General features: G+C 68.6%; 20 protein-coding genes and 1 riboswitch. Of the genes, 17 read left to right on the top strand and 3 right to left on the bottom strand.

Annotated elements, in window-relative coordinates:
* Positions 1-301: 301 nt before the first annotated feature.
* From lldP to CLI93_RS00085, 3 genes are all read left to right on the top strand, one after another.
* The gene (gene lldP / locus CLI93_RS00095; RefSeq protein ID WP_095543166.1) at positions 302-1,987 is read left to right on the top strand and encodes an L-lactate permease; all 1,686 of its coding nucleotides are present in this window, start codon (positions 302-304) and stop codon (positions 1,985-1,987) included.
* Between the two features lie 118 nt (positions 1,988-2,105).
* Positions 2,106-3,236: an FMN-dependent L-lactate dehydrogenase LldD gene (lldD, locus tag CLI93_RS00090; RefSeq protein WP_095995932.1), complete on the top strand. Its 1,131-nt coding sequence runs from the start codon at positions 2,106-2,108 to the stop codon at positions 3,234-3,236.
* A gap of 50 nt (positions 3,237-3,286) precedes the next feature.
* Positions 3,287-3,676, top strand: a complete 390-nt coding sequence (locus tag CLI93_RS00085; protein WP_095995933.1) for a tautomerase family protein — start codon at positions 3,287-3,289, stop codon at positions 3,674-3,676.
* Positions 3,677-3,741: 65 nt separating this feature from the next.
* On the opposite strand, the gene CLI93_RS00080 is transcribed toward CLI93_RS00085, so the two are convergent.
* Positions 3,742-5,019 carry a hypothetical protein gene (locus CLI93_RS00080; protein ID WP_095995934.1) on the bottom strand — a complete coding sequence of 426 codons (1,278 nt, stop codon included), beginning with the start codon at positions 5,017-5,019 and terminating at the stop codon, positions 3,742-3,744.
* Positions 5,020-5,546: 527 nt separating this feature from the next.
* On the opposite strand from CLI93_RS00080, the gene CLI93_RS00075 reads away from it, so the two are divergent.
* Complete coding sequence (locus CLI93_RS00075) at positions 5,547-7,847, top strand: NADP-dependent malic enzyme (protein WP_095995946.1); 2,301 nt, start codon at positions 5,547-5,549, stop codon at positions 7,845-7,847.
* Between the two features lie 114 nt (positions 7,848-7,961).
* Positions 7,962-8,360, top strand: a complete 399-nt coding sequence (locus CLI93_RS00070) for a diacylglycerol kinase (RefSeq protein WP_095995947.1) — start codon at positions 7,962-7,964, stop codon at positions 8,358-8,360.
* Between the two features lie 182 nt (positions 8,361-8,542).
* Here the strand turns inward: CLI93_RS00070 and CLI93_RS15255 are convergent, their stop codons facing one another.
* Complete coding sequence (locus tag CLI93_RS15255) at positions 8,543-8,944, bottom strand: hypothetical protein (protein ID WP_238946640.1); 402 nt, start codon at positions 8,942-8,944, stop codon at positions 8,543-8,545.
* Between the two features lie 80 nt (positions 8,945-9,024).
* Here CLI93_RS15255 and CLI93_RS00065 point away from each other — a divergent pair, with 80 nt between their 5' ends.
* The 12 genes from CLI93_RS00065 to cydX all read left to right on the top strand — a co-directional run bounded on the left by CLI93_RS00065 (position 9,025) and on the right by cydX (position 24,578).
* Entirely contained in the window at positions 9,025-11,109 is a 2,085-nt protein-coding gene (locus CLI93_RS00065; RefSeq protein ID WP_238946641.1) for a glycosyl hydrolase family 28-related protein, read from the top strand.
* Between the two features lie 10 nt (positions 11,110-11,119).
* Positions 11,120-11,749, top strand: a complete 630-nt coding sequence (locus tag CLI93_RS00060; protein WP_095995936.1) for an LOG family protein — start codon at positions 11,120-11,122, stop codon at positions 11,747-11,749.
* A 56-nt stretch (positions 11,750-11,805) separates the two neighbouring features.
* Positions 11,806-12,074: riboswitch (cobalamin riboswitch) on the top strand.
* Between the two features lie 185 nt (positions 12,075-12,259).
* Entirely contained in the window at positions 12,260-14,281 is a 2,022-nt protein-coding gene (locus tag CLI93_RS00055) for a TonB-dependent receptor (RefSeq protein WP_172425737.1), read from the top strand.
* The gene (locus CLI93_RS00050) at positions 14,281-14,862 is read left to right on the top strand and encodes a DUF7676 family protein (protein WP_238946642.1); all 582 of its coding nucleotides are present in this window, start codon (positions 14,281-14,283) and stop codon (positions 14,860-14,862) included. Before CLI93_RS00055 ends, CLI93_RS00050 begins: the two co-directional genes overlap by 1 nt.
* An 11-nt stretch (positions 14,863-14,873) precedes the next feature.
* On the top strand, positions 14,874-15,830 hold the full coding sequence (locus tag CLI93_RS00045; RefSeq protein WP_095995938.1) for an ABC transporter substrate-binding protein: 957 nt from the start codon (positions 14,874-14,876) through the stop codon (positions 15,828-15,830).
* Positions 15,827-16,819: a FecCD family ABC transporter permease gene (locus CLI93_RS00040; RefSeq protein ID WP_095550451.1), complete on the top strand. Its 993-nt coding sequence runs from the start codon at positions 15,827-15,829 to the stop codon at positions 16,817-16,819. The genes CLI93_RS00045 and CLI93_RS00040 overlap by 4 nt, the downstream gene beginning before the upstream one ends.
* Positions 16,816-17,601 carry an ABC transporter ATP-binding protein gene (locus tag CLI93_RS00035; RefSeq protein ID WP_095550452.1) on the top strand — a complete coding sequence of 262 codons (786 nt, stop codon included), beginning with the start codon at positions 16,816-16,818 and terminating at the stop codon, positions 17,599-17,601. The genes CLI93_RS00040 and CLI93_RS00035 overlap by 4 nt, the downstream gene beginning before the upstream one ends.
* A gap of 296 nt (positions 17,602-17,897) precedes the next feature.
* Positions 17,898-19,688, top strand: coding sequence for a thiol reductant ABC exporter subunit CydD (gene cydD, locus CLI93_RS00030; RefSeq protein WP_095995948.1), 1,791 nt, complete (start codon positions 17,898-17,900; stop codon positions 19,686-19,688).
* Entirely contained in the window at positions 19,685-21,544 is a 1,860-nt protein-coding gene (locus tag CLI93_RS00025) for an ATP-binding cassette domain-containing protein (RefSeq protein ID WP_238946643.1), read from the top strand. Before cydD ends, CLI93_RS00025 begins: the two co-directional genes overlap by 4 nt.
* A gap of 77 nt (positions 21,545-21,621) precedes the next feature.
* A complete protein-coding gene (locus tag CLI93_RS00020) occupies positions 21,622-23,238 on the top strand; it encodes a cytochrome ubiquinol oxidase subunit I (protein WP_095552575.1) in 1,617 nt (538 codons plus the stop codon).
* Positions 23,235-24,392, top strand: a complete 1,158-nt coding sequence (gene cydB, locus CLI93_RS00015; protein WP_095995939.1) for a cytochrome d ubiquinol oxidase subunit II — start codon at positions 23,235-23,237, stop codon at positions 24,390-24,392. The genes CLI93_RS00020 and cydB overlap by 4 nt, the downstream gene beginning before the upstream one ends.
* Positions 24,393-24,461: 69 nt before the next feature.
* Positions 24,462-24,578 carry a cytochrome bd-I oxidase subunit CydX gene (gene cydX, locus CLI93_RS00010; protein ID WP_095543705.1) on the top strand — a complete coding sequence of 39 codons (117 nt, stop codon included), beginning with the start codon at positions 24,462-24,464 and terminating at the stop codon, positions 24,576-24,578.
* Positions 24,579-24,813: 235 nt separating this feature from the next.
* On the opposite strand, the gene CLI93_RS15035 is transcribed toward cydX, so the two are convergent.
* Positions 24,814-25,050: hypothetical protein (locus CLI93_RS15035; RefSeq protein ID WP_172425501.1), on the bottom strand; the 237-nt coding region annotated here is incomplete at its 5' end.

Raw genomic sequence — 25,050 nt, 5'->3', positions numbered from 1 at the left:
GCCCGGCACGGGCTTTTGGCTTTCTTGCCCGCCATTGGCGCCAAAGGCAGGCCTGCCCAAGGGCTTTCGCGGGGGGCGAAAAGCGCATAGCACGCTCTAGAATCACACGGCGTTTTGGTGCAAGGCACAGCTGCAAAGGCCGATGGCAGGCCCTTTGAGCGATGCCGATTCCCCCCGCGCAACGGCGGCCCAGGGGGCAATTGGCATCAGCACCCAGCCCGATGCGCACAGGCTGCAGCCAGTGGGCCTTGCAAGCAGGTTCATCGGCTGCTCGTTTTTGCGTGACATGGAGCTTCGGTCTATGGAACCCACCATCTGGCAACAAAACTACGACCCGGCGGGCAACGTCTGGGTCTCGGCGCTGGTTGCGCTCATTCCCATCATCTTTTTCTTCCTGGCGCTGACCCGGCTGCGCCTCAAAGGCTATGTGGCCGGCACCATCACGGTGCTGCTGGCGCTGGCTGTGGCGCTGCTGTTTTATCGCATGCCGGTTTCGGCGGCGCTGGCCTCGGGCGTGTACGGCTTTTTCTACGGGCTGTGGCCGATTGCCTGGATCATCGTCGCCGCCGTCTTTCTCTACAAAGTCTCGGTCAAGACGGGGCAGTTCGACGTGATCCGCTCCTCGATTCTGTCCATCACGCCCGACCAGCGCCTGCAATTGATTCTGGTGGGCTTTTGCTTTGGCGCGTTTCTGGAAGGCGCGGCGGGCTTTGGCGCGCCGGTGGCCATCACGGCGGCGCTGCTGGTGGGCCTGGGCTTCAAGCCGCTGTATGCCGCTGGCCTGTGCCTGATTGGCAATACCGCGCCGGTGGCCTTTGGCGCCATGGGCATCCCCATCATCGTGGCCGGGCAGGTCTCGGGCGTGGATGCGATGGCCATCAGCCAGATGGCCGGGCGGCAATTGCCCTTCATGACCATCATCGTGCTGTTCTGGCTGATGGCCATCATGGACGGCTGGCGCGGCATCAAGGAGACCTGGCCCGCCGTACTGGTGGGCGGCGGCAGCTTTGCCATCGTGCAGTTTCTCACCGCCAACTACATCGGGCCGGAGCTGCCGGACATCACCTCGGCCATCGTCTCGCTGGTGGCGCTGACGCTGTTTCTCAAGGTCTGGCAACCCAAGCGCATCTTCCGCTTTGAAACCGAAGGCGGCGCCCAGGCCGTGGCCGCCCAGCAGGCCCAGGTGCAGAAAGAGGCCGAAGTGGAGCTGACCCTGGGCAAGGTGCTCAAGGCCTGGTCGCCCTTCATCATCCTCACGGCGATGGTGACGATCTGGAGCCTCAAGCCCTTCAAGGATTTGTTCGCCAAGGGCGGCGCGCTGGCCGATTGGGTGCTTGCCATCCCCGTACCCATGCTGCACAACCTGGTGGAAAAAATGCCGCCCGTGGTCGCCAGCGCCTCGCCCTATGGCGCGGTGTATTCCTTCAACTGGTTCTCCGCCACCGGCACGGCCATCATGATTGGCGCGCTGCTGACCATCCTGTATTTGCGCATGCGCCCGGCCCAGGCCGCCTGCACGCTGGCGGAAACCTTCAAGGAATTGGCGCTGCCCATCTACTCCATCGGCATGGTGCTGGCCTTTGCCTTCATCGCCAACTACTCGGGCCTGTCGGCCACGCTGGCGCTGGCCTTGGCGCACACGGGCGATGCGTTCACCTTCTTCTCGCCCTTTTTGGGCTGGATTGGCGTGTTCCTCACCGGCTCGGACACTTCGGCCAACGCCCTGTTTGGCGCGCTGCAAGCCACCACGGCCCAGCAGTTGGGCCTGCCCGAGGTGCTGACGGTGGCGGCCAACACCACTGGCGGCGTGACGGGCAAGATGATCTCGCCCCAATCGATTGCCATTGCCTGCGCGGCCGTGGGGCTGGCCGGGCGCGAATCCGATCTGTTCCGCTTCACCGTCAAGCACAGCCTGATCTTTGCGGTCATCATCGGCGCCATGACCACGCTGCAAGCCTATGTGCTGCCGTGGATGATTCCGCAGTGATCGCGGCAGCACAGGCCGCCTCCATTCCAGCCCTAGAGCGTGTGATGCACTTTGCGCCCCCGCGCTGGCCCAAGTGCATCACACGCTCTGATCGAACCTCAATACCGCGAGACTGCAGATGATCATCTCCTCCGCCAGCGACTACCGCGCCGCCGCCCAGCGCCGCCTGCCGCCCTTTTTGTTCCACTACATCGACGGCGGCGCCTACGCCGAGAAAACCCTGCGCCGCAACGTCGAAGACCTGGCCGACATCGCCCTGCGCCAGCGCGTGCTCAAGGACATGAGCGAGCTGGACACCAGCATCGAGCTGTTTGGCGAGCAGCTCGCCCTGCCCGTGGCCCTCTCGCCCGTGGGCCTGACGGGCATGTACGCGCGGCGCGGCGAAGTGCAGGCGGCCAAGGCGGCCTACAACAAAGGCGTGCCCTTTTGCCTCTCCAGCGTCTCCGTCTGCCCCATCGAGGAAGTCACCCCCGCCATCGGGCGGCCCATGTGGTTCCAGCTCTACGTGCTCAAGGACCGCGGCTTCATGAAAAACGTGCTGGAGCGCGCCAAGGCCGCGGGCTGCTCCACGCTGGTCTTCACCGTGGACATGCCCGTGCCCGGCGCGCGCTACCGCGACGCCCACTCCGGCATGAGCGGCCCCAACGCCAAGTGGCGCCGCTACCTGCAAGCCGCGCTGCATCCGCAATGGGCCTGGGACGTGGGCCTGCACGGCAAGCCGCACGATCTGGGCAACATCTCCAAATACACCGGCCGCGTCATCGGCCTGGAGGACTACATCGGCTACCTGGGCGCGAACTTCGACCCCTCCATCTCCTGGAAAGACCTGGAATGGATCCGCGAATTCTGGCCAGGCGCCATGGTCATCAAAGGCATTCTCGACCCCGAGGACGCCAAGGACGCCGTGCGCTTTGGCGCGGACGGCATCGTCGTCTCCAACCACGGCGGGCGTCAGCTCGACGGCGTGCTCTCCTCGGCGCGCGCGCTGCCGCCCATTGCCGATGCCGTCAAAGGCCAGATCAAAATCCTGGCCGACTCGGGCATCCGCAACGGCCTGGACGTGGTGCGCATGCTGGCGCTGGGCGCGGACTGCACCATGATCGGCCGCGCCTTCGTCTATGCCCTGGCCGCGCACGGCCAGGCTGGCGTGGAAAACCTGCTGGACTTGATGCTCAAGGAAATGCGCGTGGCCATGACGCTGACCAGCGTGAAAAACGTGGGCGAAATCACCAGCGACCTGCTGGCCTGATGGACTGGCTGGACAGGTTCTGATCAGGTTCTGATACGGAGAACACGCCCATGCCCGTGACCAAGATCGAAGTGCGCCGCCCGCGCAGCCCCGAACAGGTGCAAGCCATGATCGAGGCCGTGTACCAGGCGCAGCGCGTGGCCCTGCAAGTGCCCGAGGGCGACCGGCAAATTCGCTACATCGAGCACCGCCCCGAGCACTTTGCCGTGCCGCCAGGCAAGACGGAGGACTACACCTTCGTCGAAATCCTGCTCTTTCCCGGCCGCTCGCTGGCGGCCAAGCGCAGGCTTTACCAGGAGATCGTGAGCCGGCTGGGCACGCTGGGCATTGCGCCGGGCGACGTATTCATCGTGCTGCACGAGCCGCCGCTGGACAACTGGGGCCTGCGCGGCGGCCAGCCCGCGTGCGAGCTGGACTTGGGCTTTCGGCTTGACGTTTGAGGGAACTGGCAGCCCCACAGCCCGGCAAAAACGGCCAGCGGCAGCACGGGCGATTGCCCCAGGCGTCAGGCAGTGTGGCTGAGCATTTGCACCACGCGCCAGCGCTGCCCATCGGGGCTGTGCAGCACCGCGCCAGCCGGGGCCGGCGATGGCCCGCTGCAGTCACTGCCATCACTGTTGCCAGTGCGAGCAGGCTGCCACAGCAGCGTGGCGGCAAAGCCGAAGCCGGGGTGGTGCACGGCATCCCAATCCAGCAGCGTGGCGCTGCCGGCCTCTGCGGGCAGACCAGTGATATCCACGGGCTGCGCGGGGGAGAGCTGGGCGCGGGCGCCGTCCCAGCGGCTTTGGCACAACCGGTGGACGCGGGCGGCAGCGCCAGCCTCGGGCAGGGCCAGCATGAACACCAGCGCCTGGCCTGCGCCCTGGCCGCACACGGCCAGCAGGCTGTGGCCGGCCAGCACGCGCGCCAGTTGCAGGGGCGGGGTCGCTGGCGAGGTGGCAGGCGCGTTTCCGGCCTGCGCCAGCACGGCGGCGTTGTAGTCAGCCGGCGCGGGCGGGCCCAGCATCCAGAAGGGCGAGAGATCCGGCGGCAAATCATGCACGCCACGCAGCAGGGGCGCGCCAATCAGCCAAGGGGCCTGCGCGGGCGAAGGGCCGGGCAAGGCCGCCAGCCAGGCTTCCATGCCAGCCAGGCTGGCCCATTCGGCCGCGGGGGTGCTGGCTTCATCCACCGGCCACACGTCCAGCCCCTGCCAGCGGTCTTGAACGGCCAGCGGGCGCATGTGCCAGCGCAACAGCAGCGCCTGGCCAAAGCCCGTGATGTCGCCATCGGCGTCGCGCGGGCGCGGGCGCATGCCAGCAGCCCACAACTGGCCCTGATGCGCCCAGGCTGCATACACCTGCGCGTCGTCGATCGGGGGCAGCTCCACCGCCTGCGCCGCATCGGCCGCGAACACGCGCACCTGCGAAGCCGCGTTGACCAGAAACACCATCAGCCCGCCCGCCTGCGCGGCCACCACGGCCGGATAGGGCGCATCCGGCGGTGCGCCGTCATGCCCCCAGGGCCGGCGGGGCTGAATCACCAGCGGGCGATGGCCGTCGATGAGCGCCAGGATGCGATCGTGCGTGGCCAGCCAAGGCACCGGGTCGTGCGGCGCTGAGTGGCCCCAGCAGCGCATGGCCTGCCCGGCGCTGCGGCTCGCGGTCACGCCCGGCCAAGGCTGTACGGCAATGGGCGCGCCGCCCTGGCCAGGCGTGACTGTGAGCGGCAAGCCGTTCAGGCCGCGCAGCACGGGCTGGGCCAGGGCCAGAAAGCAGGGGTCGATGGCGGGTGTGGGGTTCATGCGTGTGTGCTTGCCGTGGCATTGGTGCAGCCGGGCGCTGCGGGCCGATTCTGGCGCATGGCAGCGCTTTGGGCAGCGCTTTGGGCCAAGCATTCAGGCAGCGCCTGCACGAGCCACAGCGTCGCATGCCCATGCGGATTGGGGATGCTCTGCTTGGCCCGCAAATCCCATCTCTCCCCACAGCACACACTTTGCCGCTCGATGCGCGCAGGTTTTCCCGGCAAAAACCTTGAAAGAAATGGCTCCAAGGCCCCGTTCTGATGGGCGCGCGTCATATGCAGGCCCACAGGCCGCTGCTTGCGGGGCGTACTGCCGTTTTCACGCATTGTCCACCTGGCCCGCTGCCGCTAATGTCCCTGCCTGACTGCGGCGCGCGCCAGCACCTGCAAGCGCTTGTCGACATGGGCAAGCAATTTGCGATGCGAAATGGTTTTGAGACCCTTCAAGCTCTGCAAAAATCGCCCCCCAGCATCCACTGTGCCGCGCCCGGCCCCTCTGCGTCTCTTTTTCCGCAATCCAAGGCATTCATGACTTCCCACGCCCAATCTCTCTCCGAAGCCGAACAAGCCCTGCGCCTGGCCGCGCTCGAATACCACAGCGCGCCCAGCAAGGGCAAGATTTCCGTCAAGCCCACCAAGCCCCTGTCCAACCAGCGCGATCTCTCGCTGGCCTACTCGCCCGGCGTGGCCTACCCCTGCCTGGACATCCAGGCCGACCCCAGCAAGGCTGCCGAATACACCTCGCGCGGCAACCTGGTGGGCGTCATCACCAACGGCACGGCTGTGCTCGGTCTGGGCGACATCGGCCCGCTGGCGGGCAAGCCGGTGATGGAGGGCAAGGGCTGTCTGTTCAAGAAGTTCGCCGGCGTGGACGTGTTCGACATCGAACTGGCCGAGCGCGACCCGGACAAGCTCATCGAGATCATCGCCGCGCTGGAGCCCACGCTGGGCGGCATCAACCTGGAGGACATCAAGGCGCCCGAGTGCTTCTACATCGAGCAAGAGCTCTCCAAGCGCATGAACATCCCCGTGTTCCACGACGACCAGCACGGCACGGCCATCATCTCCTCGGCCGCGCTGATCAACGCGCTGGAGCTGGTGGGCAAGGACATCGGCCAGGTCAAGGTCGCCGTCTCCGGCGCTGGCGCGGCCGCCATTGCCTGCATCAACGTCATGGAAGGGCTGGGCGTGCGCCATGAAAACGTTTTCGTGGCCGACTCCAAGGGCGTGATCCACGCCGGGCGCGACAAGCTCGACGCCTCCAAGGCGCGCTTTGCGCACCAGACCGAGGCGCGCACCCTGGCCGACATCGTCAAGGGCGCGGACGTGTTTCTGGGCTGCTCCGCCCCGGGCGTGCTCACCGCCGAGATGCTCAAGACCATGGCCGACAAGCCCATCGTGCTGGCCCTGGCCAACCCCGAGCCGGAAATCCGCCCCGAGCTGGCCAAGGCCGTGCGCCCGGACGTCATCATCGCCACCGGCCGCTCGGACTACCCCAACCAGGTCAACAACGTCCTGTGCTTCCCCTACATCTTCCGCGGCGCGCTGGACTGCGGCGCCACCAAGATCACGGACGAGATGAAGCTGGCCTGCGTGCATGAAATCGCCGCCCTGGCCAAGGCCGAAGCCAGCGATGAGGTCGCCGCCGCCTACTCCGGCAAGGAGCTGAGCTTCGGCCCCGAATACCTCATCCCCACCCCGTTCGATGGCCGCCTGATCCTGCGCATCGCCCCGGCCGTGGCCGAAGCCGCCGCGCGCTCGGGCGTGGCCACCCGCCCCATTGAGGACATCGCCGCCTACCGCGAAAGCCTGCAACGCTTTGTCTATCAGACCGGCATGTTCATGAAGCCCGTGTTCCAGGCCGCCAAGCAGCAGTTGCGCCGCGTGGCCTATGCCGAAGGCGAGGACGAGCGCGTGCTGCGCGCCGCGCAGGTCGCGGTGGACGATGGCCTGGCCCGCCCCATCCTCATCGGCCGCCCGGCCGTCATCGCCGAGCGCATCCAGCGCGCCGGCCTGCGCATTCGCCTCGGCCAGGACGTGGAAAACGTCAACCCCGAAGACGACCCGCGCTTTCGCCAGTATTGGGAGGCCTATCACAAGATCATGGGCCGCAACGGCGTCACGCCCGAGGCCGCCAAAGCCGCCGTGCGCCGCTCCAACACCATCATCGCCGCGCTGATGATCCACCTGGGCGATGCCGACGCCATGCTCTGCGGCATGGTCGGCGGCTTCGACAAGCATCTGCAGCGCATTGAAGACATCATTGGCGTGCGCCAAGGCAGCGAGGGCCTGGCCACCATCAATGCGCTGATTCTGGACGAGCGCACCCTGTTCGTGGCCGACACCTACATCCACGAAGACCCGGACCCCGAAGGCCTGGTCTCCATCGCCCGCATGGCCGTGCGCGAAGTGCAGCGCTTTGGCTTGCCGCCCAAGGTGGCCTTCGTCTCGCACTCGAACTTCGGCTCCTCCACACGCCCCAGCGCGCTGAAAATGCGCCGCGCGGCAGAGCTGTTCAAGCAGCGCTTTCCCGAGATCGAGTGCGACGGCGAAATGCATGGCGATGCTGCGCTGTCCGATGAAGTGCGTCAGCGCAACCTGCTCGACAGCTCGCTGAGCGCCAGCGCCAACATCCTCATCTGCCCCAACCTGGACTCGGCCAACATCCTCTTCAACGTGCTCAAGGAAGTGGGCGGCAACGGCACCACCATCGGCCCCATCCTGATGGGCGCGGCCGGCGCAGCCCACGTGCTGACCCCCTCGGCCACCGTGCGGCGCATCGTCAACATGACGGCCCTGGCCGCCGCCAACGTCAACGCGCCGCACTGAGCCTGGCCGCGCCGGCTGCAGCACCTGGCCTTGGCTGCCCCCTGGGGCTGCCAGGGCCAAGGCGCTGCAACAGGCCACAAGCCCGCCCTCAGCCAGCCCCACCCGGCCCCGCCCATGCCCACCTCGCCCCACTCACCCAAGACCGGCCTGGCCCGCCTGGGCCCGGCCCTGCGCAACTCCTGCCACGGCCTGGGCGCCGCATGGCAGGAAGCGGCCTTTCGCCAGGAGCTGCTGCTAGCCGCAGTGCTCATCCCCCTGGCCTTCTGGGCCGGGCAACGCTGGCTGGAAACCGCCGTGCTCATCGCGCTGCCCGTGCTGGTGCTGCTGGTCGAAATCCTCAACTCCGCCATCGAGGCCGTGGTCGACCGCATCGGCCCCGAATGGCATCCGCTGTCGAAAAAAGCCAAGGACCTGGGCAGCGCTGCCGTGCTGCTGGCGCTGGCGCTGTGCCTGGGCATTTGGGCCTGGGCGCTTTGGGCAAAATGGGCTGCCTGCTGCACCGCCGGCGCCTGATGCCAGCCCCAAGACAGCGTCAAGGCTCCCTATAATCGCCTGAACATTTTTTACAAAAGCAAACACCTGCACGAACGGCGCCACAGAGCGCCTTGTTTGTGCCCGCGCCAGGCCCGCTGGGCTGCGCAGCGCCTGTGTCAGGCAGGGGCTGGCGACTTGGCCACGCACGCCAGCTGCGGCATTCATCTTGGAGGGAACCGTGATGTTGAGTTGCATGCGCGCAAAGCGTTTGGCCATGCTGGCCTTGGCCGTCTCACTGGCCGCTTGTGGCGGCGGCGGCGATGGTCAATCCGACAACCGTCCTCCTGCGCCCAACCCAGCCCCTGGGCCGCAGCCCGACCCAACGCCATCGCAGCCGCCAGCGCCTGCGCCGGTGCCCGCCCCACGGCCACCTGCACCTGCACCTGCACCTGCACCTGCACCTGCACCTGCACCTGCACCTGCACCTGCACCTGCACCTGCTCCTGCTCCTGCTCCTGCTCCTGCTCCTGCTCCTGCTCCTGCTCCTGCTCCTGCTCCGCAGCCGCCATCACCGCCTGCGCCCAGTCCAGTTCCGCCTCCTGCACCCGCACCTGCGCCGCCATCGCCGCCGCCGGCTCCCGCGCCCACGCCTGCCCCTGCGGCAGAGCCCGTACCGCCGCCCACTGCCGGGGTTTGCGTGCCCATGCCCGCCTCTGCGCTGACGGTCAACGTCAAGGACAAAGGCGCCAAGGGCAATGGCCAGGCCGACGACACGGCGGCCATCCAGGCTGCGCTGGACGAAGCGGCCGGCAGCGGCGGGCGCGTCTGGATTCCGGCTGGCACCTACATGATCGACGCCACGGTCAACGCCTGCGGCGGCTGGGGCCAAGAGCGGTGCGGCCTGCAGATGCGCAGCGGCGTGACCGTGCACATGTCGCAGCAGGCCGTGCTCAAGGCCATGCCCAATGGCTCGCGGCACTACAACATCTTCCATTTCAACGATGTGGAAAACGCCCACGTGCTGGGCGGCCATCTGCAGGGCGAGCGCTACGCGCACCGCATCCCCGCCGACGGGCAGCTGGGCGAATGGGGCTCTGGCCTCGTGATGCGCGGCGCGCGCCATACCGCCATCGAGAACGTCACGGCCCGTGAGTTCTGGGGCGATGGCTTTTACGTCGGCGGCGCCAGCCAGAACGTCAAGTTCTGCGCCGTGGTGGCCGACAAGAACCGCCGCCAGGGCATGTCCATCGTCGATGTCGACACCATCGTGGTGCAGGATTCGGTGTTCAAGAACACGCACGGCACCCCGCCCCAGGACGGCATCGACATCGAGCCATGGGGGCACGCGCAAGAGGCGCTCCGCGAGCACGTCAAGAACGTGACCATCCGCCGCTCGCAATTCATCAACAACGCCGGCCGCGGCATCGGCATGGTGACCACTTACCCCGGCCAGATCGAGAACGTCGCGCTGGAGGGCAACACCATCATCGACAACTCCATCGGCCTGGGCCTGGGCAATCGCAGCTGGAAAACCCGCATCACTGGCAACCGCATCATCAACAGCCAGTACCTCAACATCAGCCTGGAGCCGCTGGCGACCTTCATCACCATCACGGACAACGCCATCACCGGGCGGCCCGGGGCATCGCTGGATCGCCTGATCGTCGACGAGCCCAACGCCGACGGCAGCCCCAAGCACAACACCATTGCCAACAATCGGCTCAATACTCTGGCCGCCGTGCCCCTGCTGCCGACCGATGCGGCACCCGTGGTGGCCCCTGCGCCCATCCCGCCCGCGCCCGTGGCCAACCCCTCGCCCACGCCAGCGCCAACTGCTGGGCAGTGCGCGCCCATGCCCGCTGCAGGCCAGGCCATCAACGTGCGCGACAAGGGCGCCAAGGGCGATGGCCGCAGCGACGACACCGCCGCCATCCAGGCCGCCATTGACCAGGCCGCCGGCACAAACGGCATGGTCTGGGTGCCCGAGGGCACTTACCTGATCGACCCGGCCAAGCGCCTGTTCATGCGCAGCCACATGACGCTGCGGCTTTCCGACCAGGCTGTGCTCAAAGCCAAGCCCGGCAGCGCCGGCTTCTACGACATCGTGCGCTTCCAGCAGGTGGACAACGCCCGCCTGGTCGGCGGCACGGTGCTGGGCGACCGCCACACGCGCCAAGGCGCTGAAGGCGCCTGGGGCACGGGCGTGATGGTGGCCGCATCGAGCCGCATCGTCATCGAGCAAGTCAAAGTCCAGGATGCCTGGGGCGATGGCCTGGCCGTGACCCAAGCCAGCCGCGACGTGCAACTGTGCAACGTGGTGGCCGAGGGCAACCGCCGCCGCGGCCTGGCCATCGCCTCGGCCCAGGACGTGTTGGTGCAGGGCGGGCGCTACCACAGCACGCACGGCGTGGCGCCCATGACCGGCATCGACATCCGGCCCGGCAAGGACGAAACCATCCACAACGTGCGCATCACCCAGGCGCACGTGGCCGGCAACCGCGGCTACGGCATTTATGCCGGCGTGCCCTACGAGGTCAGCGCCAGCAGCGCCCGCGTCAGCGGGGTGCAGATCGAAGGCAACACCTTCGAGCCCAACTACCTGCGCTCCGTCACGCTCGAGCGCATCAGCGGCAGCAGCATCCGCAACAACCGCCTCTGGCACACCGGCCTGTGGTTGACGGACACCACCTCGGGCAACACCGTGACGGGCAACTACATCCACAGCCACACCATCCTCGACCAGGGCACGGCCAACACCGTCAGTGGCAACACCCTCTTCACCCCCTGAGACCCCCCCGATGCAACCCCGCTTCTCCTTCTGCGTTTACTGCGGCTCGCGCAATGGCAGCAACCCGCGCATCATCGAAGCCGCCCAGGCCGTTGGCCGCTGGATCGGCGAGCAAGGCGGCCAGCTGGTCTACGGCGGCGGCAAATCCGGGCTGATGGGCCTGGTGGCCCAGGCCGCCAAGGAAGCGGGCGCGCGCGTGGTGGGCATCATCCCCACCGTGCTGGTGCACAAGGAAATGGCCAACGAAGCCTGCGACGAGCTGTTCGTCGTGGACACCATGCACCAGCGCAAGGCCATGATGGCCCAGCGCAGCGATGCCTTCGTCGCCCTGCCCGGCGGCATCGGCACCTTCGAGGAGCTGTTCGAGATCTGGACTTGGCGACAGCTGGGCTACCACGACAAACCCATCGGTATCCTCGACGTGGACGGCTACTACAGCGCGCTGCAGCCCTTCTTGCAGCACTGCATCGCCAACGGGCTGCTCAGCGACTGGCAGATGACGCTGACCACCACCAGCAACAACACCCAGGCCCTGCTGCACGAGCTGCTGCAGCAACTGCAGCAAGGCCCACAAGCGGCCGCGCCGCTGAACGCCCAGGCCGGCAATGCCAGGGCCGAGCCAGGGCTGCTGGGCCGCTAAAATGCGCGCCGCGTTCTGCGCTCGGCGCCACTGCTCAGCGCCAGCGCGGACGCAGCTTTCTTTGTGGTTTGCAGGTGCCGCGCTGCCTGGGTTCTTGGCAACCAGGGCAGCGGGTTCAACGGGAACAGGGTGCAAAGCCCTGACTGCCCCCGCAACGGTAAGCAAGGATGGGGGCGCCAGGCCGCCTGCTGCGCACACGCTGCGCCGGGCGGCAGCCACTGAAGCTGGGTGAAGTTCAGACCGCCGATGGTCTGGGCAGCCCTTTTGGGAAGGCGGCGCTCTTGGTCTTGCGAGTCCGGATACCGGCCTGCATTGTCAGGCAGTGCGCGCCCCGGCGTGCACCGCCGGTCACGGTGATCGTCTGCGGGGTGGCGGGCGACAGTGGCACGGCTGCACTGGGCGCGCCTGCGCCTGGCGGCTGCGGGCCTTGGCGCATGCGAATCAGCGCGATCACGGTGGCGGATTTCCTTGGCTGAGAAAACGCCCATGTCCCCAAAACACCTCCCCCTTTTGCCTCTCTTGCTGGCCCTGCCCGGCCTGCAGGCCCAGCCCAACGACACACAACCGGCCCAAACAAAACCCAAGGCCGAGGCCAGCACATTACCCGTTGTCGTCGTCACCGGCAGCCGCGCGCCCACGCCGCTGGCCGATGAGCCCCAGCGCATCGAGGTGGTCGATGCCGCCACCATCGAGGCCACGCCACAGCGCGAGCTGGTGGACGTGCTGAAGAAAAATGCCAGTGTCGATGTGATCCAGTACCCGGGCCAGCTCTCGGGCGTGGGCATTCGCGGCTTTGGGCCGCAGTTCAGCGGCTTGAACCAGCGCACGCTGCTGCTGGTCGATGGCCTGCCGGCCATGACCGACAACCTCAGCACGCTGGGCACTGGCGATCTGCAGCGCATCGAGGTGCTCAAAGGCCCGGCCTCGGCGCTGTACGGTTCACAGGCCATGGGCGGCGTGGTCAACCTGATCACGCGGCGCAGCACCGGCCCGCTTGAGGCCAGCCTGAGCGCCGGCCTGGGCCAGTTCAGCGCGCGTGAGCTTCAGGGCCGCGCCGGCGGCCGCATCAATGAGCGCCTGAGCTTCGACTACAGCGGCCAGTGGCAGGCCGAGGGCGACATGCGCATGGGCAATGGCCAAAAACGCCCGCATTCGGACTACAACATCCAAAAGCACGCACTGCGCCTGGGCCTGCAACTGGCGCCGCAATGGCAGCTGGACTGGCGCAGCAGCCTGTACCGCGGCAAGGGCATTGCCTCGCCCGGCGACATCGCCTACGGTCTGCAAAACCAAGGCAGCAAGGATCTGGACCGCTGGGGTACGCGCCTGCAACTGCAGGGCCAGCTGGGCGCGCACGCCCTGAGCGCCAGCGCCTATACCGGCCGTCAGACTGCGGAGAATGCCACCGTCAGCTCGCGCTATGACCCGCCAGGCACCACCTACCCCTACCGCAGCTACGGCGGCACGCTGCGCTGGAGCGGCCTGCAGTTGCAAGACGCCTGGCAATGGGGCGCCGGCGCGCGGCTGGTGCTGGGTCTGGATGCCGACCGCGCCCAGTCCACCTCGCGCCGCTACGACAAGAGCGGCGCCCAGCTCGCGCCCTACTCGGCCAACAGCCGCCGCCAAAGCGCCGGCCTGTACGCCCAGCAAAGCTGGGAGTTCAACCAGGGCGCGACGGTGCTGAACCTGGGCGCGCGCCACGACCGCATCCGCGTGCAGACGCTGGCCACGCCGCTGCTCACCAGCTTCACGCCAGGCAAGGCGAACTTCGGCAAGACCAGCCCCAGCGCTGGCGTGCAACAGCGCCTGGGCGGCGGCTTCACGGCCCATGCCAGCTACGGCGAAGGCTTTATGACGCCCGATGCCTTCCAGCTCACGGGCGAATCGCTCAGCGTCCGTGACGGCCGCCGCCTCATCACCCGCGGCAATGCCGCGCTGCGGCCCGAATCCAGCCGCAGCTGGGATCTGGGCCTGGGCTGGGAGAACCACGCCTGGCAGATCGACGCCACCTATTTCGACACCCGCGTGCGCGACAAAATCGTCAGCGTCAAGGCCATCGACACGCCCGAGCAAAGCCTGAGCACCTTTGCCAATGCCCACCGCGCCCGCATGCAGGGCGTGGAGCTGATGGCGCGCTGGCGCTTCACGCCCGGCTGGTCGCTGGGCCTGTCGGGCACGCGCATGCTCAAGGCCCGCGATCAGGTCAAAGGTCAATGGGTCGATGCCAACAACGTGCCCCGGCAGACCTGGCGCCTGGCGCTCGAAGGCCAACACGGCCCTTGGAGCGGCCGCCTGGCGCTGCGCCATGTGGGCAGCCGCAAGGATCTGGACTGGGTCAACCCCGCCACCTACGGCCAGCAGCAAAGCTACGCGCCCTACAGCGTGGCCGACTTGAGCCTGCGCTACCAGTTCGCCGCGCAGCACGCGCTGCAACTGAGCGTGGACAACCTCACCGACAAGTTCTATTGGGAGAAGTTCGGCTTCCCGCAGCCGGGCCGCCAGTTCAAGCTCCGCTACATCTGGGAGCTGTGATGAACGCCGCCAGCAGCCCCCCCGTCCCCAACGCACCGCAGCGCCGCACCGAACCCGATGGCAGCGTCAGCGAAGCCTGGCCCCTGCCCACCGACGAGGACACGCTGTGGATGCTGCTGCAGGACGTGTTCGGCCAGTGGTGGCAGCAGATCCACTTCGGCGTCTGCGAGCCCGGCGTCGTCTATGAAATCAAGGCCCCCAACGCGCCGCTGCGCGTGGGCCTGCTCGACGGCTACGCCACCATCGACTTCGGCGCCTGGCACTTTCACCTGTGCATTGGCGAGTTCAAGGGCGTAGCGCCCGAGCTGGCCCATGCGCGCCGCACCGGTCGCGCCGAGCTGTACCGCCTGCTCGACCGCGATGGCGCGCCGCGCAGCTGGGGCCTGCGCCTGTTCACCCACGCCGGGCACCAGCAGCTGACGGTGTTCCTGCCCAACCCGTTCCTGACCGACGAGCAGGCGCTGGCGGCCACGCCCGACTGGAGCCGTCTGGCGGCCTGGAACCAGTTGCGCAGCGACTACCTGAACCTGCCGCCCGACCCGGCCGACCAGAGCGGCAAAGGCTTTGTGTGCGGCGGCTGAATGTGCGACGGATGAAGCAAGCCCCTGTTGCGGCGCTGGCAATGCTGGCGGCGCTGGCAGGCTGCCAGAGGGCCGAGCAAGCTGGGCTGCCGCCTGCGGCCAGCCCACTGCCACAGGCCGCCAGCGAGCGCCCAGCCACCACGGCCACCGCCGAGGCAACACGCCCGCAGCGCATCGTCTCGCTCAACCTCTGCACCGACCAAATCCTGCTGCAACTGGTCGAGCGCTCGCGCATTGCCGCGCTCAGCCGCCTGGCCAGCGATCCGACCTCGTCCATGCTGGCCGAAGCCGCGCGCGGCATCCCCAGCGTGCGTGGCAGCGCCGAGGAAGTGCTGGCGCTGCAACCGGACTTGGTGCTGGTGGGCACGCACACCACGCTGCACACCACGCAGATGCTGCGCCGCTTCGGCATCCCTGTGCTGGCCGTGCCCGGCGCCGACGGTTTTGCCGATGCCCAGGCGCAAATCCTGCTCGTGGCGCGCAGCACCGGCGATGAAGCCCGCGGCCAGCAACTGGTGCAGCACATGCAGGCCGCACAGCAGGCCCTGGCCGCCAGCGTGGCCGCCGAAAACCCGAATGCCGTGCAACGCCCCACCGCCGCGCTTTACGGCGCCAACGGCCACAGCGCCGGCGCCGGCACCATTTACGACGACATGCTCGGCCTGGCCGGCTGGCGCAACGCCGCCGCCGAAGCCGGCGTGCCTGGCTATGGCCAATTGCCGCTGGAGCGCCTGATCGCCCAGCGCCCCGAGCTGCTGCTCGTGCCACGCTGGGGCCACAACGCACTGGGCGCCCAGCGCCCGCTTCAGCACCCGGTGCTGGCAGAGCTGGGCGTGCAGCGCCTGGAGCTGCCCTCACGCATGACCGTCTGCGGCGGGCCGTGGAACATCGCCGCCGCCGAGCGGCTGGCCCAGGCGCGCCGCGCTAACGCCAGCTCCCTGCCCCAACCCCGCCCCATCACGCCATGAGCAACTTATTGCGTTGGCTGCTTGCCCCCGCCGCCCTGGCCCTGCTGGCGCTGCTGTCGCTGGCCGTGGGCTACATCGACACTCCTCTGCCGCGCCTGCTGCAAGGCGCCTGGCAGGGCGAACTCATCCCCACCCGCATCTTGCTGGACCTGCGCCTGCCGCGCACCCTGCTGTGCCTGGCCGTGGGCGCGGCGCTGGGCATGGCCGGCGCGGCGCTGCAAGGCCTGCTGCGCAACCCGCTGGCCGAGCCAGGGCTGCTGGGCGTCTCCAACGGCGCGGCGCTGGGCGCGGTGCTGGCGCTCTACACCGGCCTGAGCAGCGCCTTTGCGCTGGCCTTGCCGCTGGCGGGCATGGCCGGCACGGCCGCCGCCGTGGGCCTGGTGTTCTTTCTTGCCGGCCGCCAGGCCAGCACCACGCTGCTGATCCTCGCTGGCGTGGCAGTCTCGGCCATGGCCGGGGCGCTGATCGCGCTGGTCATGAACTGGACGAAAAACGTCTATGCCCTGCAGGAAATCGTCTTCTGGCTCATGGGCTCGCTGGCCGACCGCAGCCAGCGCGAAGTGGCCCTGGCCCTGCCCTTCATCGCGCTGGGTCTGGCGCTGCTGCTGCGCGCCAGGCGCGGCCTGCTGGCGCTGTCGCTGGGCGAGGAGACTGCCCACTCCCTGGGCATCAACGTGGCGCGGCTGCGCACCCTGGTGCTGCTGGGTACGGCCGCCAGCGTGGGCGCGGCCGTCTCCGTCTCAGGCAGCATCGGCTTCATTGGCCTGGTCGCGCCGCACCTGATGCGGCCGCTGGCGCGCGGCAACCCGGCGCAGCTGCTGCCACTGGCCGCCTGGGCCGGCGCAGCGCTGCTGCTGCTGGCCGACCTGGGCGTGCGCTGGCTTTACGTGGGCGGGCAGGAGCTGCGCCTGGGGGTGCTCACCGCCCTGGTCGGCGCACCCTTTTTCCTGCTGCTGATCCTGCGTCTGCACCGGGAGGGCCGCGCATGAACACCCCTGCACTGCAAGCCGTGCAGCTTCAGGCCCAGGCCGGCGCGCGCCGCCTGCTCGATGGCGCGCAGCTGCAGCTGGCCGCCGGGCAACTGCTGGGCATCGTCGGCCCCAACGGCGCCGGCAAGACCAGCCTGCTGCGCGCGCTGCTGGGCTGGCTGCCGCTGCGCGGCGGCCAGGTGCTGCTGCAAGGCCGCCCGCTGGCCGATTGGCCGCCAGCCGAGCGCGCGCGCCAAATGGCCTATCTGGCCCAGGGCGCGCAACTGCAATGGCCGCTGCCGGTGCGCGAAGTCGTGGCGCTGGGCCGTCTGCCGCATGGCGACGCCGCCCGGCCCAGCGGCCAGCAGGCCATTGACGCCGCCTTGCAGGCCACCGGCCTGCAAGCCCTGGCCGATCGCAACGCGCAAAGCCTCTCGGGCGGCGAGCGCGCCCGCGCGCTGCTGGCGCGCGCCCTGGCCGTGCAGGCCCCGGTGCTGCTGGCCGACGAGCCGCTGGCCGCACTCGATCCAGCCCAGCAACTGCACTGCATGGCTTTGCTGCGCGAGCAAGCCCGCCAGGGCCAGGCCGTGGCCGTGGTGCTGCACGACCTCAGCCTGGCCTCGCGCTTTTGCCACCAGCTGCTGCTGCTCGAAGGCGGCCGCACGCTGCGCCACGGCCCGCCGGCCCAAGTGCTGGACGACACAGCGTTGGCGCAAACCTTCGGCATCGCGGCGCTGCGCATCGCCCCCGGCGACGGCCAGCCGCCCTGCATCCTGCCCTGGCGCCCCCTGGAACGGCTTTGAAATATCACGCCAGCCCCGCCCAGGTGCCCGACTAAAGCCGTGCGGATAACCCCATGAAGTTTGCTGGAATTCATAGAATCCGGCGCTTTTTCCCAAAGAGCCTTTGCAAGCGCTGCGGCGCTGGCCGATGGCTGTTTTGCAGGGGCTTGGGAAGGCCTACACGCATCGCTGCGCCTTGTGCATCTGCGGCATCTGCGCACTTCGCCGCCGGGTTCGTGCAGGCCTTGCCTTGCTGATTTTTTGCATTTCTTCCACCCATGGCACGCAACGGGCGCGCACGCGCTGCAAATTCAGAGATGGCCCCTGGCCTGCCGCACGGCTTGGCCCAGGCCAGAGGCTGGTGGCATGCCCTGCCCGCACTGGCCTCACTGCTGTGGGTCGGCCAGGCTTGGCAGATCGCCACAGCCATTGCCGCGCTGATGGCCTGGCAAAACGGCGGCGGCACAGCCGCCGGCCTGCCGCCACCCACGGCCACCATTGGGCAGGCTGCGGCCATCACCGTGGCCCTGGGCCTGCTGCGCGCTGCGCTGGAATACGCTGGCACGCAGCTGGCCTGGCGCCATGCCCGCCGCAGCCTGACGGCGCTGCGCCTGCAGCTGGGCCAGCGCCTGCGCCACAGCTCGCCGCTGGATGCGCGCCGCCCGCCTTCGGGCCAGATCACCAGCGCCTGGATGGAGCAGGCCGATGCCGTGCTGCCCTGGCTGGCGCGCTACCAGCTGGCGCAGTGGCGCGTGCTGCTCGTGCCGCCGGCACTGGCGCTGTGCGTGGGCTGGCATTCCTGGCTTTCGGCGCTCTTGCTGCTGCTGGCCGCGCCGCTGATCCCTTTGTTCATGGCCATCATCGGCTGGCGCGCCCAGGCCATCAGCGAGGCCCAGCTACAAGCACTGGGGCATTTGCACGGCGATCTGCTGCAGCGCCTGCGCGCCCTGCCCAGCCTGCGCGCCTTGCACGCAGTGGAGGCCACGGCGCAGCGCATGAGCGCGCTGGGCCGCGACCTGACGCAGCGCACCATGCGCGTGCTGCGCGTGGCCATGCTGTCCTCAGCGGTGCTGGAGCTGTTCTCTGCGCTGGGCGTGGCGCTGGTGGCCGTGTACGTGGGCTTTCACCTGCTGGGGCAGCTGCCTTTTGGCGCCTGGGGCGAGCGCCTGACGCTGCACGAAGGCCTGTTCGTGCTGATGCTGGCGCCGGCCTTTTTCGAGCCGCTGCGCGAGCTTTCAGCCGTCTGGCACGACCGCGCCAATGGCCGCGCCGCGTTGCAGCGCCTGCAGACCCTGCTCGATGGACTGGCGCCGCTGGTGCCCAATGCCCACACAGCAGGCGATCCCACCGCCGCCGAGATCGCTGCCCCTGCAAGCGCACCTGCCATCACGCTGCAGGCCGTGCAACCGGCACTGCCGCTGGCCGAAGGCCAGGCCGCGCGCCCAGCCCTTGATCTGCACATCCCGGCCGGGGCGCACGTGGCCATCACCGGCCCCAGCGGCAGCGGCAAAAGCCTGCTGCTAGCCCTGGTGGCCGGGCTGGTGCAAGCTGCCAGCGGCCAAGTGCGCATCGGCGGCCTGCCCATGGATGCGGCCCACGCAGCAGCGCTGCGCCGCCGCGTGGGCTGGATGGGCGCGCAGCCTTATTTGTTCGCCGGCTCGCTGCAGCGCAATCTGCGCCTGGGCCGCGCCGCACCAGCCACGCCCGATGACGAAGCCCGCGCACTGCAGCAAGTGGGCCTGGGGGCCTTTGTCCCACAACGCAACCAGGCCCTGCTGGGCGAAGGCGGCAGCGGCCTCTCCGGCGGCGAGGCCCTGCGCCTGGCGCTGGCCCGGCTCGTGGCCGCGCCCGAGGCCACGCTGCTGCTGCTCGACGAACCCACCGCCCACCTGGACAGCGCCACCAGCGCCCAGGTACTGGCGCAGATTCTGAAGCTGGCGCAAGGCCGCACGCTGCTGCTGGCCACGCACGATCCGCAGGCCATCGCCACCCTGCCCTGGGTGCTGGAGCTGGATGCCCAGGGCCAGGCCCACTGGCGTCGCCGCCCCGATGCACCAACGCAAGCGATGCGCGCCGCCGACAGGCCGATCGAGGAGGCTCTGCCGTGAGTGAGCGCCACCCCACCCATCTGCACCGCCACAGCCTGGCCCTGCTGTGGGCCGCGCTGTGGCAAGGCCACAGCCGGCGCATGGCCGCAGGCCTGCTGCTGGCCTGCGCCACGGCTTTGATGGGCGCCTTGCTGCTGGGCGTGTCGGGCTGGTTCATCACCGGCACGGCCCTGGCCGGGATGAGCGCCGCCACGGCGCTGGCCTTCGACATCTTCGTGCCCAGCGCCAGCATCCGCTTTCTGGCCCTGGGGCGCACCGGTGCGCGCTATGCCGAGCGCCTGGTCGGCCATGCCGCCACGCTGGACGCGCTGGTGGCCTTGCGCGAGCGCCTGCTGCGCAGCTTTGCCCAGCCCCCGGCGCAAGCGCCGCAACTGGCAGCCGCGCAGCGCGCCTGGCGCCTGCAGCCCGCACGCCTGCTGCTGCGTCTGACGCGCGACCTGGACGCCGCCGAGGCCCTGTACCTGCGCCTGGCCCTGCCCTGCGCTGCGGCCCTGGCCACCACGCTGGCCATCAGCCTGTGGCTGGCCTGGCAGCACCTGTGGCTGGGCCTGGCCTGCTGGCTGTGGTTCTGGGGCTGGGGCCTGGGCATCACGCTGTGGCTGGTGCGCAGCAGCAGCGCGCTGGCGCTGGCCCAGTCGCGCCATGGCGAGCGCATGCGCCAGCAGGCTCTGGAGCTGGTGGGCGGCCAGGCCGAGCTGACCATGGCCGTGCAATTCGATGCCGCCAGCGAGCGCTGGCGCCAGCGCCAGGCCCAGCTGGCCGCGCTGGAGCTGCGCCTGCAACAGCGCGACGCCGCCGCCGCCGCGGCCTGGCAGGCGCTGCAGGCGCTGACCCTGGCCGCCGCCCTGGGCGTGGCCGCCTGGCTGGTGCTGGCGCGCGACATGCATGTGGCGCTGGCGGCCTTTTTCGTGCTGATGGCCATGGCCGGCATGGAGCCCTTTGCCGCGCTGCGCCGTGGCACGCTGGAGTGGGCCGCCTGCCTGCTGGCCGCGCGCCGCCTGCAGGCCCCGCTGGCGCGCAGCCTGACGCCCGCCACCAACGCCACCAACGCCAACACCGCCCCCCCCAGCGCCACCCTGCCCGCGCCCGAGGCTGGCCTGGCCGCCCAGTTGCAGCACGTCTGGCTCGACAGTGGCCGCAGCGGCCTGGCGCGCCTGCAGGATTGCTCGCTGACGCTGGCCGAAGGCGAGGTGCTGGCCCTGGTGGGCGCCAGCGGCAGCGGCAAGTCCAGCCTGCTGGCGCTGCTGGCCGGCGAGCTGGCGGCCACGCGCGGCACAGTGCGCGCCCTGCCCAGCCTGGGCCTGCCGCAGCAAACGGCCTTGTTCAGCGACACGGTGCGCGCCAACCTGAATCTGCAACAGCGCGCGCTGGACGATGCGGCGCTGTGGGCCGCGCTGGAGCTCGTGGGCCTGAAGGGCGCCATTGCCGCGCGCCCGGCCGGGCTGGACGAGCGCCTGGGCGAAGGCGGCCTGGGCCTGTCCAAAGGCCAGGGCCGGCGCCTGGCCCTGGCGCGGCTGCTGCTGGCCCAGATCCCACAGACCCCGCTGCCTGGCACTGGCACTGGCACTGGCACTGGCACTGGCACTGGCACTGGCACTGGCGGCGCTGGCGCAGCCGGTGCGCTGTGGCTGCTCGACGAGCCCACCGACGGTCTGGACGCCGCCACCGCCCAGGCCCTGCTGCAGCGCCTGGCGCCAACATTGCGCGGCCGCAGCGTGGTGTTGGCCACGCACATGCGCCGCGAGGCCGCGCTGGCCGACCGCCTGCTGCTGCTGGAGCACGGCCGCATCACGGCCCAGGCCGTGCATGGCACGGCCGAGTTCGAGGCGCTGCTGGCGCGGCTGCGCGATGGCTGAGCCTCTTGTTTTGGCACCCCGGTTTTTTCTCTCACCACTTTTCTTTTGCACTTTGAACTACTGAAAGGTCTCCCCCCATGGATCTCGACATAGTTGGTCTGTCACGGCTGCAATTTGCCCTGACGGCCATGTACCACTTCATCTTCGTGCCCCTGACGCTGGGGCTGTCCATCCTGCTGGCCATCATGGAGACGGTGTACGTCATGACGCGCCGGCCCATCTGGCGCCAGATGACCAAGTTCTGGGGCGTGCTCTTTGGCATCAACTTCGCCATGGGCGTGGCCACCGGCATCGTCATGGAGTTCCAGTTCGGCATGAACTGGAGCTACTACAGCCACTACGTCGGCGACATCTTCGGCGCGCCGCTGGCCATCGAGGCGCTGATGGCCTTCTTCCTGGAGGCCACGCTGGTGGGCATGTTCTTCTTCGGTTGGGAGCGCCTGTCCAAAGTCAAGCACCTGGTGGTGACCTGGGCCATGGCCATCGGCACCAACCTCTCGGCGCTGTGGATCTTGGTGGCCAACGGCTGGATGCAATTCCCCGTGGGTGCCAAGCTCAACCCGCACACCATGCGCATGGAGGTGGACAGCTTCTTTGACGTGGTGACCAACCCCGTGGCGCAGGCCAAGTTCGTGCACACCGTCTCGGCCGGCTACACCGTGGCGGCCGTGTTCGTGCTGGGCGTGGCCGCCTGGTTCGTGCTCAAGGGGCGGCACCTGGAGCTGGCCAAGCGCTCGATGACCGTGGCAGCTGCCTTCGGCCTGGCCGGCTCGCTGTCGGTGGTGGTGCTGGGCGATGAAAGCGGCTACCTCTCCTCCGAACACCAGAGCATGAAGCTGGCCGCCATCGAAGGCATGTGGGAGACCGAGCCCGCGCCCGCCTCCTTCACCGTGGTGGGCCTGCCCGACCAAGAGGCGCGCAAGACGCACTACGCCATCCACATCCCCTGGGTCATGGGCCTGATCGGCACGCGCAGCCTGGATACGCAAATCCCCGGCATCAAGGATTTGGTGGCCTCTGCGCAGCAGCACATCCGCAGCGGCCTTGTTGCCTATGACGCGCTGGAGCAAATCCGCGCCCTCAACGGCAAGCAAGCGCCGCAGGCGCTGATGGAGCAGTTCGAGGCGCACAGCGACCGCCTGGGCTACGCCCTGCTGCTCAAGCGCTATGTGGACGATCCGCGCCAGGCCAGCGCCGCGCAGATCGAGCAGGCCGCCTGGGACACCGTGCCGCAGGTCGCGCCGCTGTTCTGGACCTTCCGCATCATGGTCGGCCTGGGCTTTTTCTTCATCGTGTTGACGGCCACCTTCTTCGTGCTCTCGGCGCGCCGCCGCCTCGATGCGCACCCCTGGCTGCTCAAGCTGGCCGTGTGGGCCATCCCGCTGCCCTGGATTGCCGCCGAGTGCGGCTGGTTCGTGGCCGAGTTCGGCCGCCAGCCCTGGGCCATCGAAGGCGTGCTGCCCGTGGCTGTGGCCGTCTCCAACCTGGGCGCCAAGACCGTGCTGCTGACCATGCTGGGCTTTGTGGCCATCTACACCGTGCTGCTCATCATCGAGATGAAGCTGATGCTCGCTGCCATCCGCAAAGGCCCCGACGCGCGTGAGCTGCAAGCCCTGCCCGGCGACCTGCCGCTGCCCGCGCACCTGACCGCCAACCCATCCTTTACCCCCCGCGCCGCTGGAGAATCCGCATGATCTTGCATGAACTACTGAACTACGAAGTCCTTCGCGTCATCTGGTGGCTGGTGCTGGGCGTGGTCCTGGTCGGCTTTGCCGTCACCGACGGCTTCGACCTGGGCACCGGCACCCTGCTGCCCTTCGTGGCCAAGACCGACACCGAGCGCCGCGTGGTCATCAACACCGTCGGCCCTGTTTGGGAAGGCAACCAGGTCTGGCTGATCCTGGCCGGCGGCGCCATCTTCGCCGCCTGGCCGCAGCTGTATGCCGTGTCCTTCTCCGGCTTTTACCTGGCCATGTTCGCCATCCTGTTCGCGCTCATCCTGCGCCCCGTGGGCTTCAAGTTCCGCAGCAAGGTCGAGGACAGCCGCTGGCGCAACACCTGGGACTGGATGCTGTTCATCGGCGGCTTCGTGCCCTCGCTGGTGTTCGGCGTGGCCATGGGCAACGTGCTGCAGGGCGTGCCCTTCCGCATCGAGCCGGACATGCAAATCCACTACGAAGGCTCCTTCTGGGCGCTGTTCAACCCCTTCGCGCTGCTGGCCGGCGTGCTCTCCGTGCTCATGCTCACCTGCCACGGCGCCACCTGGCTGCAACTGAAGACCGAAGGCCCCGTGCAACAGCGCGTGCGCCAATGGGGCATCGCCTGCGCCATCGGCAGCGCCGCACTGTTTGCGCTGCTGGGCCTGTACCTGGCCAAAGGCGTTGAGGGCTATCGCATCACCAGCGATGTGGTCGTCAACGGCCCATCCAACCCGCTGTACAAAACCGTCGTCGCCGATGGCGGCGCCTGGTTTGCCAACTACGCCGCAGCCCCCGTGCTGTGGCTGGTGCCGGCGCTGGGCATCCTCGGCTTCGTACTGGCCGCGCTGATGCTGGCCGCACGGCGCGAAATCCTCGCCCTGCTGGCCAGCGGCGTGGGCATCGCCGGCATCATCCTCAGCGTGGGCGTATCCATGTTCCCCTTCATCCTGCCCTCCAGCTCCAAGCTGGCCGCCAGCCTGACGGTGTGGGATTCGTCCTCCAGCCACATGACGCTGTTCATCATGCTGGTGGTCACCCTCATCTTCCTGCCCATCGTGCTGGCCTACACCAGCTGGGTGTACTCCGTCATGCGCGGCAAGGTGCGCAACGCAGACGTGGACGGTGAAAAAGGCCACGCCATTTATTAAGCACACCCCAAGGCCAGCCCCGCCGGGGCCGGCCTGTGAACGACTCAACCGTTTTGAAAGGAATCAACGATGTGGTACTTCGCCTGGATGCTGGGCCTGCCGCTGGCCGCCGCCCTGGCCGTGCTCAACGCCATGTGGTATGAGCTGATGGACGACGCCGCGCGCGAACGCCAAGCGCAGCGCTAGGGGTTGTTGAGATTGGGTTTGCGAAGCGGTTTTTCGAGGCAAAAGCCGCAAATGCAAGGCAAAAACGCGCACAAGGCCTGGACGCCTTGCAAGCGTTTTCAACGCGGCAGTTGCGGGTTTTGACCGGAAACACCGCCGCAACACTCAATCTTCACAAACCCTAAGCCGTTGGGCATAGCCCAACAACAAACCGCCGCAACGGTCAAAGCCGTGCGGCGGTTTTTTGTGGCAACGCTCAAGCCGCCGCAGCCAACAAGGGCTTGGTCAGGTCCTGGTAGTTGCCCGGCTGGTAGCCCGCTGCGGTCATGAAGCTGGCGCTGGCCAGGGCATCGGCCTGGGCCATGGCAGCCATGGCGGCGATGAGCTGTTGCGCCTGGGCGGCGCTGCTCAGGGCGCTGTCCAGTGTGCTGCTTGGCGTGCTGCCCGGTGCGCTGTCTGCTTCGTCCCAGGTCTGGGCATGCCATGGGGTCTG

This window comes from Vandammella animalimorsus, from assembly GCF_002288875.1.
GTDB lineage: Bacteria > Pseudomonadota > Gammaproteobacteria > Burkholderiales > Burkholderiaceae_C > Lampropedia > Lampropedia animalimorsus.
Note: the sequence above shows the minus strand (reverse complement) of the source record. Positions and strands in the feature narration are given on the sequence as shown.

Bases quoted from the DNA above. Each gene is read 5' to 3' on its own strand.
- lldP (WP_095543166.1), top strand. From the start codon at position 302: ATGGAACCCACCATCTGGCAACAAAACTACGACCCGGCGGGCAACGTC.
- lldD (WP_095995932.1), top strand. From the start codon at position 2,106: ATGATCATCTCCTCCGCCAGCGACTACCGCGCCGCCGCCCAGCGCCGC.
- CLI93_RS00085 (WP_095995933.1), top strand. From the start codon at position 3,287: ATGCCCGTGACCAAGATCGAAGTGCGCCGCCCGCGCAGCCCCGAACAG.
- CLI93_RS00080 (WP_095995934.1), bottom strand. From the start codon at position 5,019: ATGAACCCCACACCCGCCATCGACCCCTGCTTTCTGGCCCTGGCCCAG.
- CLI93_RS00075 (WP_095995946.1), top strand. From the start codon at position 5,547: ATGACTTCCCACGCCCAATCTCTCTCCGAAGCCGAACAAGCCCTGCGC.
- CLI93_RS00070 (WP_095995947.1), top strand. From the start codon at position 7,962: ATGCCCACCTCGCCCCACTCACCCAAGACCGGCCTGGCCCGCCTGGGC.
- CLI93_RS15255 (WP_238946640.1), bottom strand. From the start codon at position 8,944: ATGGCGGCGCAGGTGCGGGTGCAGGAGGCGGAACTGGACTGGGCGCAG.
- CLI93_RS00065 (WP_238946641.1), top strand. From the start codon at position 9,025: ATGCCCGCCTCTGCGCTGACGGTCAACGTCAAGGACAAAGGCGCCAAG.
- CLI93_RS00060 (WP_095995936.1), top strand. From the start codon at position 11,120: ATGCAACCCCGCTTCTCCTTCTGCGTTTACTGCGGCTCGCGCAATGGC.
- CLI93_RS00050 (WP_238946642.1), top strand. From the start codon at position 14,281: ATGAACGCCGCCAGCAGCCCCCCCGTCCCCAACGCACCGCAGCGCCGC.
- CLI93_RS00045 (WP_095995938.1), top strand. From the start codon at position 14,874: ATGAAGCAAGCCCCTGTTGCGGCGCTGGCAATGCTGGCGGCGCTGGCA.
- CLI93_RS00040 (WP_095550451.1), top strand. From the start codon at position 15,827: ATGAGCAACTTATTGCGTTGGCTGCTTGCCCCCGCCGCCCTGGCCCTG.
- CLI93_RS00035 (WP_095550452.1), top strand. From the start codon at position 16,816: ATGAACACCCCTGCACTGCAAGCCGTGCAGCTTCAGGCCCAGGCCGGC.
- cydD (WP_095995948.1), top strand. From the start codon at position 17,898: ATGGCCCCTGGCCTGCCGCACGGCTTGGCCCAGGCCAGAGGCTGGTGG.
- CLI93_RS00020 (WP_095552575.1), top strand. From the start codon at position 21,622: ATGGATCTCGACATAGTTGGTCTGTCACGGCTGCAATTTGCCCTGACG.
- cydB (WP_095995939.1), top strand. From the start codon at position 23,235: ATGATCTTGCATGAACTACTGAACTACGAAGTCCTTCGCGTCATCTGG.
- cydX (WP_095543705.1), top strand. From the start codon at position 24,462: ATGTGGTACTTCGCCTGGATGCTGGGCCTGCCGCTGGCCGCCGCCCTG.